This window comes from Arthrobacter sp. NPDC093125 (assembly GCF_044754225.1).
Taxonomy (GTDB): Bacteria; Actinomycetota; Actinomycetes; order Actinomycetales; family Micrococcaceae; genus Arthrobacter.
On sequence record NZ_JBIVOQ010000013.1, the window covers coordinates 74,714 to 89,098 of the forward strand.

Genomic DNA, 14,385 nt, shown 5'->3' on the forward strand with positions numbered 1-14,385 from the left:
AAATCCCATCTCTTGCTTATCGAGCGGCTGGATCCGACGATTCCTACATGACTTCACTTACAGTGTCCGGCCGCGTGGCACAGGTTCTCAGCAGCTATCTCAGCGATGTGTTCGGCGTGATGGGCAACGGCAACGTCTACTTCCTGGACGCCGCCGAGAAGGAGGGCCTCCGCTTCACCGCCGTACGCCATGAAGGTGGTGCCATCGCGGCTGCGGACGCCTATTACCGGGCATCCGGGCGCCTCGCAGCGGGGACCACCACCTACGGCCCCGGTTACACCAACGCCCTGACGGCCCTCGCGGAAGCGGTCAAGGCGCAGATCCCCGTCGTGCTCGTCACCGGGGACGCCCCGAGCAGCGGCGCCCGTCCCTGGGACGTGGACCAGGCGGCAATCGCCGCCGGGCTGGGTGCAGCGACCTTCACGGTCACCCGTGACGCCGCGGGCTCCATCACGCAGGAAGCGGTGGAGTACGCACTTGCCCGGCAGACCGCCGTCGTCATCGCCATTCCGTACGACCTTGCGGCCGTTGAGGCGGCGGACGAAGAGCTTCCCGCACCGCCGGCGGCTGCGGTTGCGGACGCCGTCGACGGCGGACTCGGACGGGCGGCCGAACTTCTGGCCGGCGCGAAGCGGCCGCTCATAGTTGCCGGCCGCGGCGCGCACCTCGCCGGAGCCGGCCCCGAACTCCGGGAACTCGCCGACCGCCTCGGCGCGCTCACGGCCGGGACGGCACTGGCGCTGAACCTGCTGCAGGGCGAGGGTTACCTCGGAGTCGCGGGCGGATTCGGCACGGATACCGCCGCCGGGCTCATGGGCGAGGCGGACGTGGTGCTCGTGGCGGGAGCAAGCCTGAGCCCCTTCACCATGCGCTTCGGGCACCTGATCGGCCCCGACGCCACCGTGATCCAGATCGACGCCGGCATGGAGCCGACGAACCCGCGGGTGGACATGTTCATCAGTGCGGACGTGAAGGCCGCCGCGGACCGGATCCTCCGCCTGCTGGATACCGCCGCCCCGTCCGGAGCCGATGCATCGAAGGCCTGGCGCGCGGAGGCACTCAAGCGCCTGGCCGAAGGACCCTGCCACCACCCCGGTACCGCGGATACCCCGGACGGCCGCCTTGATCCCCGGGCGCTTGCCACGGCACTGGATGCGGTCCTGCCGGAACGCCGCACGGTGGTCCAGGACGGCGGACACTTCCTGGGCTGGGCACCCATGTACTGGCGCATCCCGCGCCCCCAGGACCTGGTCATGGTGGGAACCGCGTTCCAGTCGATCGGGCTCGGCCTCGCCAGCGCCGTCGGGGCCGCCCGGGCACTGGACGACGGCAACACCCTGGTGCTGGCCGCGGGCGACGGCGGATTCCTGATGGGCCTGTCCGACCTGGAATCGCTCGTGGGCGCGGCGAGCAGCGCCGTCGTCGTGATTTACAACGACGCGGCCTACGGGGCCGAGATCCATCAGTACGGCTCGCAGGGCCTGACCGAAAAGCCCATGCTGATTCCCGAAGTGGACTTCAGCGGCATCGCCCGCGCGATCGGGGCGGAATCGGCGATCATCCGCACCTTGGCGGACCTTTCCGCGCTCACAGACTGGATCTACGCCGGCGCGAAGGGAACCTTCGTGGCCGACTGCCGCATCACCTCGAGCGTCCGGGCGCCGTGGCTGAGCGAATGGATGAAGGCGAAGGAGACGGCTGCGAAGGAGACGGTCGCCAGCTAAGTGCCTAAACTCCCTTTATCCTGGCTTGGACCAGGTTGGCGAAGGGCAGCTTTCCGTAAATCCTGACGAACTCCGCGTGGTAGGCGGCTTCGGCATGATTCAGCTCCTCTGCCGCCAGCTCCTTCCACGCGATAACCAGCGATTGAGAGTCGGCGAGCTGCCAAATGAGCCGCCCGTCCCAATGGCGGGCAGGCTTCCCGCGGCCGAAGTCAGCGAACTCTTGAATATGCTTTCGCAGTCCGCGGTTGCCCGTGCTTCCTGGGCCGGCCTTTCCGATGTACAGGACATCCGCGTTCTCGATCCACTCCGCCTCCAGGGCGGGATGGGGCAGGGATGGATCCCGCTTCTTGAACCGGGTTCCCAAGCTCTTCGCAAGGAACCTCCGCTCGAAGCCCTCGGGTTTGAGCACTACATAGAGTCCGGGGGCCCGTGGAACCCGGTTGATATCCAGCTGCTCAAATGGTCTGAATCCAGCGAACCCGTCGTCTTTCAGCGTCTGTTCGTTGATCTGCACTGGGTGGTCCTTAAGTTTCTCTGGATCAGCAAGCGGGTAGTTGCTCAGGGTCCCACTAGGCCAAGCCGACCACCAAATTGATCGTAGCGGCGAGGATGGTCGTGCCAAAAAGGTAGGACAGCAGCCCGTGTTTAAGGGCCTCGGCACGGATCCGATGGTTTTGCAGGTTGGTGTCCGATACTTGGTACGTCATGCCGAGGCTCGTGGCCAGGTACGCGAAGTCCGTGTATCGGGGCGGGTCCGCCTGGTTGAAATTGATGCCTGCGCTGCTGCTGTTCCAACTGCTGCCGTCTCCGCCGTCGCCTTCCGTCGGGCTGTAGTAAAGCTCCGCGTAACGAAGCGTGAACAGGGTCTGCACGAGCATCCAGGACAGGGCCACCGACCCCAGCGCCAGGAGGCCATCGCCGAGCCGGCTGCCAACATCGCCGCGATGTGAATCAACGACGACGGCGGCCACCGCCGCCAGACTTGCGACGTTCGCCGCGAGGATCAGGATGTCGGTGGCGCCCCGCGACGGATCTTCAGCGGTGGCGTGGGCCCGGGTTTGCGCAGGATCCATCCCGCCCACCACCAGCCAAACCCAAGTCACATAGGTCAGCGCAGCGGCACCCCACCCCAGCGTCGGGGCCTCCACCCAGTGGCCCGTGACTCCAGCGCCCAGGGCGGCAGTGATCCCAGCCAGCAGCATGACCACAAACCGAAGGCGGCTGCGCCTGATCTTTCCCTCGCGGCGATCCATGGGCCAACCCTAATTCCAAGGTCGGCAGGCCGGGAAAGAATTGCCTTGGACGTAAAGACAATGCCAGCCAGAAGAAGAACGGCGGCGGATGAGATACCAGCAGGAGGTCCGGCGCTGAAGCGGGCCCGGTGACGGTTACCTCACCGCGCCCGCCGGGGACCGCAAAAGGACCCTGCGGAGTCAGTCCTCCAGGCTCCTCAGCGTCTCTTTGGCGCCGTGCTGGTGCAGGCTGGCCAGGGCTTCGGAGTACGCGGCGACAAAGCGTTCGTTGTCGATGAGGTCCCCGAAAACTTCCCGGTTCGAGATGAAAGACAGCGGTTCCTGCCGCTGGCGCGCGGCGGCGGCCATAAGGGGGTCCTTGAGCCGGTCCACCACTTCGATCGGGTTGCCCTGTTCATCCGCTCCTTCGTCATACCTGGCCCAGCTCGCCACGATGGCCGCCGACCGGTGAATCTCTCCCCCGTTCTCGAGGTTGATGCGCACAACGGGCAGCAGCCACTTCGGGATCCGGTCCGAGCTCTCGGCACAAAGACGCGCCAGGGTGTCGCGGACGTATTCGTTGGAGAACCGCTCGATGAGTGTTCGCTTGTAGGTGTCCAGGTCGATGCCCGGCACCGGCTGCAGCGTCGGGGTGGCTTCCTTATCCATGTAGTCGAGCAGGAACTGCGCGAACAGCGGGTCCTGCGCCACTTCGTGGGCGTAGCGGTAGCCGGCGAGGTGGCCGAAGTAGCACATGCCCTGGTGGCTGGCGTTGAGCAGCCGCAGTTTCATCAGTTCGTAGGGCTCCACGTCCTCCACGAGCTGCACGCCGGCCTTTTCGAAGGGCGGGCGGCCGAGGCTGAAGTGGTCCTCCAGCACCCACTGCTCGAAGGGTTCGCAGACCACTGGCCATCCGTCTTCCACCCCGAATTCCTCGGCGACGGCCTGGCGGTCGTCATCCGAGGTGACGGGGGTGATCCGGTCCACCATGCTGTTGGGGAAGGGAACGTTCTCGGCCACCCACGCGCCCAGTGCCGTGTCCTTGAGCGAAGCAAAGGCGGTGAACATCTTCCGGGCGACGTCGCCGTTGCCCTGGATGTTGTCGCAGGACATCACCGTGAACGGTGCGAGGCCCCGTTCACGACGGCGGCGCAGGGCTTCCGTGATGAGCCCGAAGGTTGTCCGCGGGGCGGCTCCCGGCTGGAGGTCGTGGACCACGTCCGGGTTGTCGGCGTCGAAGTCACCGGTGACATGGTGGAAGTTGTACCCGCCCTCGGTGACGGTCAGCGAAACGATCCGGACGGCGTCGGACGCCATTTTTTCGATGACAGCCTCCGGGTCGTCAGGGGCGAAAAGGTAGTCGATGATTGAGCCGATGACCCGTCCCTCCCGTGTCCCGTCCGGGTTCTTCACCACCAGCGTGTACAGGCAGTCCTGCTTGTCCATGACCTGCTTCATCCGGGCATCGCCGGGCAGGACGCCCACTCCGCAGATGGCCCAGTCATGGGCGAGGCCAGCACTCATCAGCTGGTCCAGGTACATGGCCTGGTGGGCGCGGTGGAATCCGCCTACGCCGAAGTGGACGATTCCGGCCGTCAGGGCTGAGCGGTCATAGGACGGCTTGCCCAGGTTCTCCGAGAGTCCCGTCAGTGTTGCATTTGTGAGCGGTTGCATGGGTTTTTCCTTTCAGAGCGGGCTGTCAGCGGCCCGGGTAGACGACGGCTTTGAGCTGGCCGGGCTGTTTGCCGGCTTTGAGTGCTTCTTCGGATTCGGCGAGGCTGAACCTGCCGGTGACCAGGATGTCGAGGTCCACCTTGCCGTCGGCGATAAGCTGGATCGCCAGCGGCCAGGTGTTGGTGTAGCGGAATACGCCGGAGAGCCAGATCTCCCGGTTTTGGATGAACGAGACGGGGAGTTCGACGTCGTCGGCCCCGAGCCCCACGAGGATCACCCGTCCGGCGGGTCCGACGGCTTTGATGCCGGAGCGGACCGCTTGAGGTGCGCCGGACGCGTCGATGAAGGCATCGACGTCCAGGCCTTCGACGGTGTCGGTTTTGGCGTTGAGCGCGTGGGTGGCGCCGTGTTCCAAGGCGAAGGCGAGCCGGTCCTCGGCGATGTCCGAAATGTAGATTTCGGTGGCACCGAACGCGCGGGCCGCCTGCGCGGCGATAATCCCGATCGGGCCGGCACCGGCGATCAGCACCCGGCTGCCGGGCTTGATTTCCGCCCGCTCACAGGCCCACAGACCGACGGAGAGCGGTTCGATCAGGGCGGCCGCCTCGTCGCTGACGCTGTCCGGGATGTCGTAGGCGAAGTCGCTCTGGATGGTCACGTATTCGGCGAAGGCGCCGTCGACCGGCGGGGTGGCATAAAACTCGATGGCGGGGCACAGGTTGTAGCGGCCGGCCTTGCACTGCCTGCAGGTGCGGCAGGGCCGCTGGGGTTCGACGGCGACCCGCTGGCCGATGCGGGCGGGATCAACGGCGCTGCCGACGGCGGCGATCCGGCCGGAGAGTTCGTGGCCCAGGATCAGTGGGTGGTCCACGACATAGTCGCCGATCCGGCCGTGTTCGTAGTAGTGCACGTCGCTGCCGCAGATGCCGACGGCGGCGACCTGCACCAGGACCTGGTCGGCGTCGGGCTGCGGGACGGGCAGGGTCTCCATGGCCATGTCGCCCTGGCGCTTCAGGACGGCGGCGCGCATGGTGGCGGGAAGTTCAGGCTGTCCCAGCGCCGGGGACTGGGTGGTTGCTGTTGTCATCGAAGTATTCCTCGGGAGTTGAAGGGGCAGTCCGCTATTTCACGGCGCCGAGGGATAGGCCCTGGACGAGTTTGTCCTGGGCGGCGAAGCCGGCGAACAGCACCGGCAAGGAGATCACGACGGCGGCCGCGCAGACTTTGGCGAGGAAGAGTCCCTGGCCGGAGACGAAGCCGGTCAAAAAGACCGGTGCGGTGCCGGCCACGACGCCGGTCAGGACGCGGGCCAGGAGGAGTTCGTTCCAGCTGAAGATGAAGCAGATCAGGGCGGTGGCCGCGATGCCGGGCATGGCCACGGGGGCGATGATCCTGCGCAGGATCAGCAGCAGGCCGGCGCCGTCGATCTGGGCCGCTTCGAGCATTTCCTCGGGGACTTCAGCGAGGAAGGAGCGCATCATCCAGACTGCGATGGGCAGGTTCATGGACGTGTACATCAGGATCAGGAACCAGATGTTGTCCAGCGCGCCCACCGTCCTGGCGAACAGGTAGAGCGGCAGGATCGCGGCCACCACGGGCATCATCTTGGTGGATAGGAAGAAGAACATCACGTCCGTCCACTTCTTCACCGGGCGGATCGAGAGGGCGTAGGCGGCCGGGATGGCCAGCGCCAGCACCAGAACGGTGGAGAGGATCGAGGCGGTGGCGGAGTTGATCAGCGGCGGCCAGGGGCTGACCCCGGACGTGGCGCCGAAGAACTCCCTGTAGGCGTCCAGGGTGAGATCCGCCGCGACGGACGGCGGGTTGGTGGCGGCGTCGGTTTCGGAATGGAAGGAGGTCAGGATCATCCACAGGACGGGCGTGGCGAAGAGCAGGGCGAGCAGCCAGGCCGCGATTCCGGCGGCGGTGTTGTTCCGGGTGGGGTCCTTCCGGGACTTGCCGCCGAACTTCCCGAAGCCGCGGCGGGGGCTGCCAGTGTTTCCGGCAGTGCGGCCGGCTGCGGAGTTGTGTGACCTGGTTGGGGTGAGGGTGCTCATCGTGCTGCTTCCTTCTTGAAGAGCGAGAAAACGGTGCGGAGGGCGAAAGTCGCCACGATGATGGTGCCGATGACCACCACGACGCCGGCCGCGGAGGCCAGGCCGTATTCGTTGGCGAAGTAGAACGTCTGGTAGATCGCGTAGGGCAGGTTGGCGGTGCCCAGACCCCCGGCGGTGAGGGTGAAGACGGCGTCGAAGTTCTGCACGATGTAGATCGCGCCGAGCAGGCCGCCGAGTTCGATGTACTGGCGCAGATGCGGCAGGGTCAGGTGCCGGAAGATGGCCCAGGGCGTGGCGCCGTCCATCTGGGCGGCTTCCACGGTGTCCATGGGACGGGACTGCAGGCCGGCGAGCAGGATGAGCATCATGAACGGGGTCCACTGCCAGACCAGGGACACGATGACGGCCATCAGCGGCGCCTGGGAGAGCAGATCTAGCTGCGGCGCGCTGGCGCTGCCGAACAGGGACCAGACCCAGGTCAGGATGCCGTTGATCAGCCCGTAGGTCGGGTTCAGCAGGGCGTGCTTCCAGATCAGCGCCGCGGCCACCGGTACCACCAGGAACGGGGCGATCAGCAGGGTCCGGGCAAGTCCCCGGCCAATGAACTTCTTGTCCAGCAGCAGGGCCAGTCCCAAACCGATGAGCAGGCTGGCCAGGACCACGGCGACCGTCAGGAGGATGGTGGTGAAGATGGCCTGGCGCAGGTCCGGGTCGGTGAGGACGGTGACGTAGTTTTCCAGGCCCGCAAAGGCGGTCTTGTCAGGGCTGAGGCTGTTCCAGCTCAGGAACGAGATGATCAGCGTCACCACGAACGGAAGTTGGGTGACGATGATGAGGAAGATCAGGGCCGGAAGCAGTGGTGCACGCCGTGCCCAGGCCAGGGCGCGTTCCCGTGACCGGGCGTTCCGTGAAGGGGTGGCTGCGTTGTGTCCCGGGCGGGAGATGCGCGCCGTTGCGGTAGTCATGGTGTTCTCCTGCGGTTCGGTTGAGGTCACTTGTACTTGTCGCCGATCTTCTGTGCGGCTTGCTGGCCCTTGGCCAGCGCCTCGGCCACGGTGCCCTGGCCTGCAATGGCCGAGCTGACACCCTGGGAGACGCTGGTGCCCAGGGCAGCGAACTCGGGAATGCCGACAAACTGGATGCCGACGGCGGGGCGGGCCTGGGCGCCTGGGTTCTTCGGGTCCGCGTTCTCGATCGCGAAACGTTCGGCTTTGAAGAACGGCGCTGCCTTCTGGAACTCGGCGTTCTCGTAGGTGGAGATGCGCTTTCCGGAGGGAACCTTCGCCCAGCCGAGCTTGGAGGCGACCAGTTCCTCGTATTCCCTGGAGCTGGCCCAGGCGATGAACTTGCCGGCAGCATCCTGCTTTTTGGAGGCCGCCTGCATGGCCCAGGACCACGTCCACAGCCAGCCCGAGGACTTGGTCTTCTTCACCGGTGCCTGGGCGTAGCCGATCTTTCCCTTGACCGGTGATGCCTCGGCTTCCAGGGCGCCGGCGGCGGAGGTGGCGTCGTACCACATGGCCACTTTGCTTTGGCTCATGTTGTTCAGGCACTCGGTGAACCCGGCCTGCGCAGCCCCGGCCTCGCCGTGCTCGCGGACCAGCTTGACGTAGAACTCGGTGGCCTCGGTGAATTCGGGGGCGTTGACCTGGGCGTTCCAGTCCTTGTCGTACCAGGTGCCGCCGTAGGTGTTCACCACCGTGGTCAGCGGGGCGAAGACCTGGCCCCAGCCGGGCTGGCCGCGCAGGCAGATCCCCTTCATCCCCGGAGCCGCCCCGTCGGCCTTGGCCGCCAGATCGGCCACCTGGTCCCACGTGGGCTTTTCCGGCATGGTCAGGCCCTTGGCATCGAAAATGTCCTTGCGGTACATCAGGAAGGAGGACTCCCCGTAGAACGGTTCGCCGTACAGCTTGCCGTCCTTGCCCGTCAGGGACTCCGTGTAGGCAGGCAGGATGTCCGCCTGGTTGAACTCGGGATCCTTGGCCACATTGTCCAGGGGTGCCAGCCACTTGTTCTCGGCAAAGAAGGGGATCTCGTAGTTCGACAGGGACGCGACGTCGTACTGGCCGGCCTGGCTGGAGAACTCCTGGCTGATCTTGGCCCTGACATCGTTCTCCGGAAGGACGGTGTAGTTGACCTTGATGCCCGTTTCCTTGGTGAAGTTGTCCGCGGTCAGCCGCTGCAGGTCCTCCATCTGGGGGTTGTTCACCATCAGGACATTGATGCTGTTCGGGTCACCCGCGGCCGATCCGCCGCCCGCACCGGCGCAGGCCGTGGCGGAAAGTGCGATGCACAGGGCACCGGCAGCCATCGAGGCTGCACGCATGCTGGGACGCATAAGAACTCCTTTGTGCTCAAAAGTCGGGATGCCAGTCCGTGCCGCCGGATGCCGGCGGCAAACTGACGGATGGTGTCAGGGCCGAGTCGTGCTGCTTCGGCTCTTCCAGCAGCGTTTGCTCATTTGAGCGACTTCAATTGCTCATCTGTATAGTGACTCTAGTCATATATACTCGTTTGAGCAAGAGGCAATACTCAAATGATCAGATGTGAGAAACGGTGACCACATGCCCGAGCATTCCCATGAAGAGCTTCTGGCGCGCATCAGCAGCGAGTACTACCTCGAAAACCGCTCCAAGGTAGAGATCGCCGGGACCTACAACGTGTCCCGGTTCCAGGTGGCGAGGCTGCTTGCCGAGGCCCGTGAAAGAGGCATCGTGGAAATCAAGGTGCATTTCCCCTCCCGCGTCTCCGCTGCCGACATCCGCCGGATTGAGTCCGTGCTGGGGATACGCGAGGTGATTGTGGCGGACACCGCCGGGGACGTAATCCAGGCCCGCGGCATCCTCGCGAAGGCTGCTGCCGCCGAAGTCTCACGCCAGGCACCGGCGGACGGGACCCTGGGTATGTCGTGGTCCCGCACCCTGGATGTGGCCTCGCGGCTGGTCCGGGAGCTTCCCCGGTGCGACATCGTCCAGCTCGCCGGCGCCCTTCCTACCGAAGGCGAGAGCAATCCTCTGGAGCTGATCCAGCGGCTGGGACATGTGAGTGGCGGGCTCACCTGGCCACTGTGGGCACCTCTGGTGGTGGAAGACCCGACGACGGCAGCCGGCTTGCGCCGTCAGCCCGAGATTGCCGGGGCGCTGGCGAAGGCCGACTCACTCGACCTGGCCGTCGTCGCAATCGGCGCCTGGAAGCCCGGCACCTCCACCGTCTGGGAGCGCGCCGACGCGGAGGTGCGTAAGGCAGCGGTGGAGGCCGGCGCCGTCGCGGAATGCTCGGGCCGGCTGCTCGACGCAGCAGGGGTCCCCGTCGAGTCGGGGCTGGACGAGCAGATCATCGCCGTCACCATCAAGCAGCTGCAGCGGACGCCGAAGGTGATCGCTGTGGCCCAGGGGGAAGCACGGGCAGAAGCCGTGCTGGCTGTGGCCAAGGCGGGCTTTGTCACCACGCTGATCGTGGATGCGCCGCTGGCCCAGGCCCTAACTGACCTAATCGATGAGGAGAACAGTCAATGAGCGTTGTCGTCGGAGTGGATTCCTCCACGCAGTCCTGCAAGGTCCTCGCTGTGGATGCCGAAAGCGGCGACGTCATCTCATCGGGCACAGCAACCCACCCCGACCTCACGGCGGTGGACCCGCAGGTCTGGACCGCCGCACTGCGGGACGCATGGCAGTCCGCCGGCGCGGACCGTCTGGGCGGCTCCGTCGCTGCTGCCGGCATCGCTGCCCAGCAGCACGGGATGGTGGCTCTCGACAGCTCCAACACGCCCGTCCACGACGCCCTGCTGTGGAACGATACCCGCAGTGCGGCAGACGCGGCGAGACTGCGGGACGAGCTTGGGTCCGAAGCGTGGGTCGACGCCGTCAACCTTGTCCCGGTGGCCTCCTTCACCATCTCCAAACTGGCGTGGCTGGCGCAGAACAAACCGGACGCAGCGAACCGCGTGGACCAGGTGGTCCTCCCCCATGACTGGCTGAACGGCGCGCTGGGCGGTGAGTTCACCACGGACCGCAGCGACGCGTCCGGCACCGGTTATTTTTCCCCGCTCACGGACAGTTACCGGACTGACCTGCTGGAGCGCTTCTTCGGACGCGTTCCGCGCCTTCCGCGCGTCGTCGCCTCAAATGAGCAGGCCGGAACCGTGCAGAACGGCTGGGGCATCGACGGCGCCGTCCTCGCCGCCGGCGCGGGTGACAATGCCGGAGCCGCATTAGGACTCGGCCTGCGGCCCGGCGAGGTAGTGGTCTCCATCGGGACCTCCGGTGCTGTCTTCACCGCGGCACCTTCGGCGATGCCGGACCCCACCGGCGCAGTCGCAGGATTCGCGGACGCCGCCGGCGGCCACCTGCCCCTGCTGGCCATGCTCAACTCCGCCCGTGTCATGGCCGCGACCGCATCGATGCTCGACGTCGACCTGGCAAAGCTTAATTCCCTGGCACTGGCAGCCGACAGCGACGCCGGCGGACTCACCTTCCTGCCCTACCTCGACGGCGAGCGCAGCCCCAACCTGCCCCATGCAAGCGGGAGCCTGGCCGGCCTCACCAGAAGCAACATGACTCCGGAGAACCTCGCCCGCGCTTCCGTGCTGGGCGTGCTCAATTCGTTGGCCGACGCGATCGACGTCCTGAGGCAACTCGGCGGTACCCCGGACAAGGTTCTCCTCATCGGCGGCGGCTCGAAATCGCAGGCCCTGCGCCAGGCGGCAGCCAGCATCTTCAACCTGCCGGTGGAGGTGCCGGCGAGCAGGGAGTACGTTGCGCTGGGTGCAGCGAAGCAGGCCGCCTGGGCAGCCACCGGCGAGCTTCCGGACTGGAAGCGCAGCATCGAAGCGGCCTACGAACCCGAAGGAGACTGGGGCTTCGGAGTGCGGGAGCGTTATGCCGAGGCCCGCAAGAGCTTCTACGGGGTGTGAGGTGGAGCGGGATTCAGTGGTCCGGGTCTGAACCGGCTCCAGCCCGGGAGATGGCCGATTGGACTATCACTTTTGTGATGTGAGAGACTTCACAGGTTTTGGTGTGGTGCGCGCCACAGTGTCCACCGACCACGAGCACCCGCCAAACCCCATCACCCACCGCTCTGTTTAAAGGAAACCCACTTATGAGCGATGTCTTGTCAGCCATCAACAACGTGATCTGGAGCGACTGGCTCGTCTATCTGTGCCTCGCCACCGGCGTCTACTTCTCCGTCCGTTCCCGCTTCCTGCAGCTGCGGCACGTCAAGGGAATGGTCCAGCAGCTGCTGAACGGGGAGAAGTCCGCATCCGGCGTCTCCTCGTTCCAGGCTCTGGCGATGTCCCTGTCCGGCCGCGTCGGCACCGGCAACGTCGCCGGCGTCGCCACCGCGATCGCCTTCGGCGGACCGGGCGCCCTGTTCTGGATGTGGACCGTCGCCTTCCTGGGCGCGTCGACATCATTCGTCGAGTCGACCCTCGGCCAGATTTACAAGACCCGCGATCCGCTGACCGGCGAGTACCGCGGCGGCCCGGCCTACTACTTCTCCCGCGCGTTCGCCCACACCAAGGGCGCCGGTTTCTTCAAGGTCTACGGCTACGTCTTCGCCGCCGTGACCGTTCTGGCCTGCGGCGTCCTGATGCCGGGTGTCCAGACCAACTCGATGGCCACCGCGATCGGCGGCGCTTCGACCATCCCGCCGTGGGTCGTCGCCGTCGGCTCCGCCATCGTCCTTGCGCTTGTCATCATCGGCGGCGTCAAGCGGATCGCCAGCGTCGCAGCGTTTGTGGTGCCGTTCATGGCCGTCGGCTACATCATTCTTGCCCTGATCGTCGTCTTCATGAATGCTGCCCAGCTGCCGGAAATCCTCTCGCTGGTGTTCCGCAGCGCCTTCGGCATGGACGCGGCCCTCGGTGCCATCATCGGCCTGGCCGTCATGTGGGGCGTCAAGCGCGGCGTCTACTCGAACGAGGCCGGCCAGGGAACAGGCCCGCACGCCGCGGCCGCCGCAGAGGTGTCACACCCGGCTAAGCAGGGCCTCGTCCAGGCCTTCGCGGTCTACATCGACACGCTGTTCGTGTGCTCGGCCACCGGCTTCCTGGTCCTCTCGACCGGCGCCTACCGCGTCTTCTCCGGCGGCAGCGAAGACGGCGAGATCCTCGCCGAGGGCGGCCTGCTTTCGGTCACAGCTACCGTCGGACCCCAGTACGTGCAGACCGGATTCGACTCCGTCTTCCCCGGTTTCGGCGCCGCGTTCATCGCGATCACGCTGGTCTTCTTCTGCTTGACGACGGTCATCGCCTACTACTACATGGCGGAGACCAACCTGCGCTTCCTCGTAGGCAACTCCTCGAGCAAGATGATTCCCGGCGTCCGGACCAGCGTCGGCCGCGCAACGACACTCGCCCTCCAAGCAGCGATCCTCGTTGCCGCCGCCTACGGCTGCATGAACACGGCCGCTGACGCGTGGGTGATGGGCGACATCGGCGTCGGCCTCATGGCCTGGCTGAACATCGTCGGCATCCTGGTCCTGCAGAAGCCCGCCTTCAAGGCGCTCAAGGACTTCGAGAGGCAGCAGAAGCTCGGCCTCGACCCGGTCTTCGACCCACGGCCCCTCGGCATTACCGGGGCCACCTTCTGGGAGTCCTACAAGACGGCCGACCGCGAGAAGGAATCCGCGCGGATCTAGCGCGAAGTGCACCGTGCGCCGCGCCGTCCACGCGGCGCACGGTCACACCCCTTTGCACGTTTTCGACGGCGGGCTGGCTGCGGTGATGCTGCCGGGCGCGCTCCCCGCAGCCCTGGCCTGCGCCATCGGAATGGCGCTTGTCCAACAAACGCATCACACCCGCGATAGGCTGGACTCCCCGAACAAACGCAAGCGAGGCATAACGTGCACGAGGACGCCGTCCGGTTCCTGTCCCAGCCGGTGGAGGCCCAGCCCGGCTCACCGCTCCGGGTTGCCGTCTACTCACGCATCGCCGAAGCCATCCGCAACAACCTGCTGCAGCCCGGCTCCATGCTCCCCACTGAGACCGAGCTCGGCACGAGCATGTTGGTCAGCCGCACCGTGGTTCGCGAGGCCCTCATGCTGCTCGAGGAGGACGGCCTCATCCGCGCCCGCCGCGGCGTCGGCCGGTTCGTCGCCGACACCCTCCCCCGCATCGGCATCGAACGCATCCGCCCCTTCGAGGAAGTCCTCGGCGGCCCGGGCCAGCACCTCGAGATCAAGCGCATCCAGGTCGTGCGGCAGCCCGCCTCCGAGTTCGTGGCCCCCGGCGTCGGCGTCGAACCCGGCAGCGACGTCTGGCTCTGGGAATCCGTCCTGATCCGTGACGGCGAGCCCATCGCGCACCTGCAAGAAAACGTCACCGCACAGTCCGTGAGCATCGGCAGGAACGCCGCCGCGCCCCTTGACATAAGGGACGACGGCGGCGCCACCTTGCTTGCCACGCTCAACAACCAGCTGGGCCGGCTGGCCGGCCCAGGTGAGTGCCAGATCGGCCTCAGCCAGGTCGGCCCGAGCCGCGCGAAGCTGCTCGACCTCCGTGCCTCGGACCCCGTCCTCGTGCTGACGCAGTACGTCCGGCACACCAACCGGCCGTTTTACTTGGCCAAGTGCCTGATCGCCGACCGCGCCGGCCACCTCTCGGTGATGCAGTCGCTCCAGTCCTAAGCCGACTGGGTCCGGCTGCATAGGTGGCCCTCCCCCGCATAACCGGCCCGGGGCTCGGCCGTTCATGCGGGC

The 14,385-nt window shown here is 66.3% G+C and carries 12 protein-coding genes; 5 read left to right on the forward strand and 7 right to left on the reverse strand.

What is annotated here, in order from left to right; genetic code table 11:
* Nucleotides 1-47 precede the first annotated feature (47 nt).
* Nucleotides 48-1,724: a thiamine pyrophosphate-binding protein gene (locus ACIP9X_RS18275; protein WP_400481177.1), complete on the forward strand. Its 1,677-nt coding sequence runs from the start codon at nucleotides 48-50 to the stop codon at nucleotides 1,722-1,724.
* Between the two features lie 4 nt (nucleotides 1,725-1,728).
* Here ACIP9X_RS18275 and ACIP9X_RS18280 read toward each other — a convergent pair whose 3' ends face one another.
* The 7 genes from ACIP9X_RS18280 to ACIP9X_RS18310 form a co-directional block, all read right to left on the reverse strand.
* A complete protein-coding gene (locus tag ACIP9X_RS18280; RefSeq protein ID WP_400481178.1) occupies nucleotides 1,729-2,238 on the reverse strand; it encodes a hypothetical protein in 510 nt (169 codons plus the stop codon).
* 55 nt (nucleotides 2,239-2,293) lie between these two features.
* The gene (locus ACIP9X_RS18285) at nucleotides 2,294-2,977 is read right to left on the reverse strand and encodes a DUF1345 domain-containing protein (protein WP_400481179.1); all 684 of its coding nucleotides are present in this window, start codon (nucleotides 2,975-2,977) and stop codon (nucleotides 2,294-2,296) included.
* A 180-nt stretch (nucleotides 2,978-3,157) separates the two neighbouring features.
* Complete coding sequence (locus ACIP9X_RS18290) at nucleotides 3,158-4,630, reverse strand: mannitol dehydrogenase family protein (protein WP_400481180.1); 1,473 nt, start codon at nucleotides 4,628-4,630, stop codon at nucleotides 3,158-3,160.
* A 25-nt stretch (nucleotides 4,631-4,655) separates the two neighbouring features.
* Complete coding sequence (locus ACIP9X_RS18295; RefSeq protein WP_400481181.1) at nucleotides 4,656-5,717, reverse strand: NAD(P)-dependent alcohol dehydrogenase; 1,062 nt, start codon at nucleotides 5,715-5,717, stop codon at nucleotides 4,656-4,658.
* A gap of 34 nt (nucleotides 5,718-5,751) precedes the next feature.
* Nucleotides 5,752-6,687, reverse strand: coding sequence for a carbohydrate ABC transporter permease (locus ACIP9X_RS18300; protein WP_400481182.1), 936 nt, complete (start codon nucleotides 6,685-6,687; stop codon nucleotides 5,752-5,754).
* On the reverse strand, nucleotides 6,684-7,652 hold the full coding sequence (locus tag ACIP9X_RS18305; RefSeq protein WP_400481183.1) for a carbohydrate ABC transporter permease: 969 nt from the start codon (nucleotides 7,650-7,652) through the stop codon (nucleotides 6,684-6,686). The genes ACIP9X_RS18300 and ACIP9X_RS18305 overlap by 4 nt, the downstream gene beginning before the upstream one ends.
* Nucleotides 7,653-7,678: 26 nt before the next feature.
* Nucleotides 7,679-9,025 (reverse strand): ABC transporter substrate-binding protein, encoded by a 1,347-nt coding sequence (locus ACIP9X_RS18310; RefSeq protein ID WP_400481184.1) that lies wholly within the window; start codon nucleotides 9,023-9,025, stop codon nucleotides 7,679-7,681.
* A 226-nt stretch (nucleotides 9,026-9,251) separates the two neighbouring features.
* Between ACIP9X_RS18310 and ACIP9X_RS18315 the strand changes: the two genes are divergently transcribed.
* From ACIP9X_RS18315 to ACIP9X_RS18330, 4 genes are all read left to right on the forward strand, one after another.
* Complete coding sequence (locus tag ACIP9X_RS18315) at nucleotides 9,252-10,202, forward strand: sugar-binding transcriptional regulator (RefSeq protein ID WP_400481185.1); 951 nt, start codon at nucleotides 9,252-9,254, stop codon at nucleotides 10,200-10,202.
* A complete protein-coding gene (gene xylB / locus ACIP9X_RS18320) occupies nucleotides 10,199-11,599 on the forward strand; it encodes a xylulokinase (protein WP_400481186.1) in 1,401 nt (466 codons plus the stop codon). Before ACIP9X_RS18315 ends, xylB begins: the two co-directional genes overlap by 4 nt.
* A gap of 185 nt (nucleotides 11,600-11,784) precedes the next feature.
* Nucleotides 11,785-13,326 carry an alanine/glycine:cation symporter family protein gene (locus ACIP9X_RS18325; RefSeq protein WP_400481187.1) on the forward strand — a complete coding sequence of 514 codons (1,542 nt, stop codon included), beginning with the start codon at nucleotides 11,785-11,787 and terminating at the stop codon, nucleotides 13,324-13,326.
* A 204-nt stretch (nucleotides 13,327-13,530) separates the two neighbouring features.
* Nucleotides 13,531-14,313 carry a GntR family transcriptional regulator gene (locus ACIP9X_RS18330; RefSeq protein WP_400481188.1) on the forward strand — a complete coding sequence of 261 codons (783 nt, stop codon included), beginning with the start codon at nucleotides 13,531-13,533 and terminating at the stop codon, nucleotides 14,311-14,313.
* Nucleotides 14,314-14,385 lie beyond the last annotated feature (72 nt).

Coding starts and splice junctions, on each gene's coding strand:
- ACIP9X_RS18275 (WP_400481177.1), top strand. CDS start 48: ATGACTTCACTTACAGTGTCCGGCCGCGTGGCACAGGTTCTCAGCAGC.
- ACIP9X_RS18285 (WP_400481179.1), bottom strand. CDS start 2,977: ATGGATCGCCGCGAGGGAAAGATCAGGCGCAGCCGCCTTCGGTTTGTG.
- ACIP9X_RS18290 (WP_400481180.1), bottom strand. CDS start 4,630: ATGCAACCGCTCACAAATGCAACACTGACGGGACTCTCGGAGAACCTG.
- ACIP9X_RS18295 (WP_400481181.1), bottom strand. CDS start 5,717: ATGACAACAGCAACCACCCAGTCCCCGGCGCTGGGACAGCCTGAACTT.
- ACIP9X_RS18300 (WP_400481182.1), bottom strand. CDS start 6,687: ATGAGCACCCTCACCCCAACCAGGTCACACAACTCCGCAGCCGGCCGC.
- ACIP9X_RS18305 (WP_400481183.1), bottom strand. CDS start 7,652: ATGACTACCGCAACGGCGCGCATCTCCCGCCCGGGACACAACGCAGCC.
- ACIP9X_RS18310 (WP_400481184.1), bottom strand. CDS start 9,025: ATGCGTCCCAGCATGCGTGCAGCCTCGATGGCTGCCGGTGCCCTGTGC.
- ACIP9X_RS18315 (WP_400481185.1), top strand. CDS start 9,252: ATGCCCGAGCATTCCCATGAAGAGCTTCTGGCGCGCATCAGCAGCGAG.
- xylB (WP_400481186.1), top strand. CDS start 10,199: ATGAGCGTTGTCGTCGGAGTGGATTCCTCCACGCAGTCCTGCAAGGTC.
- ACIP9X_RS18325 (WP_400481187.1), top strand. CDS start 11,785: ATGAGCGATGTCTTGTCAGCCATCAACAACGTGATCTGGAGCGACTGG.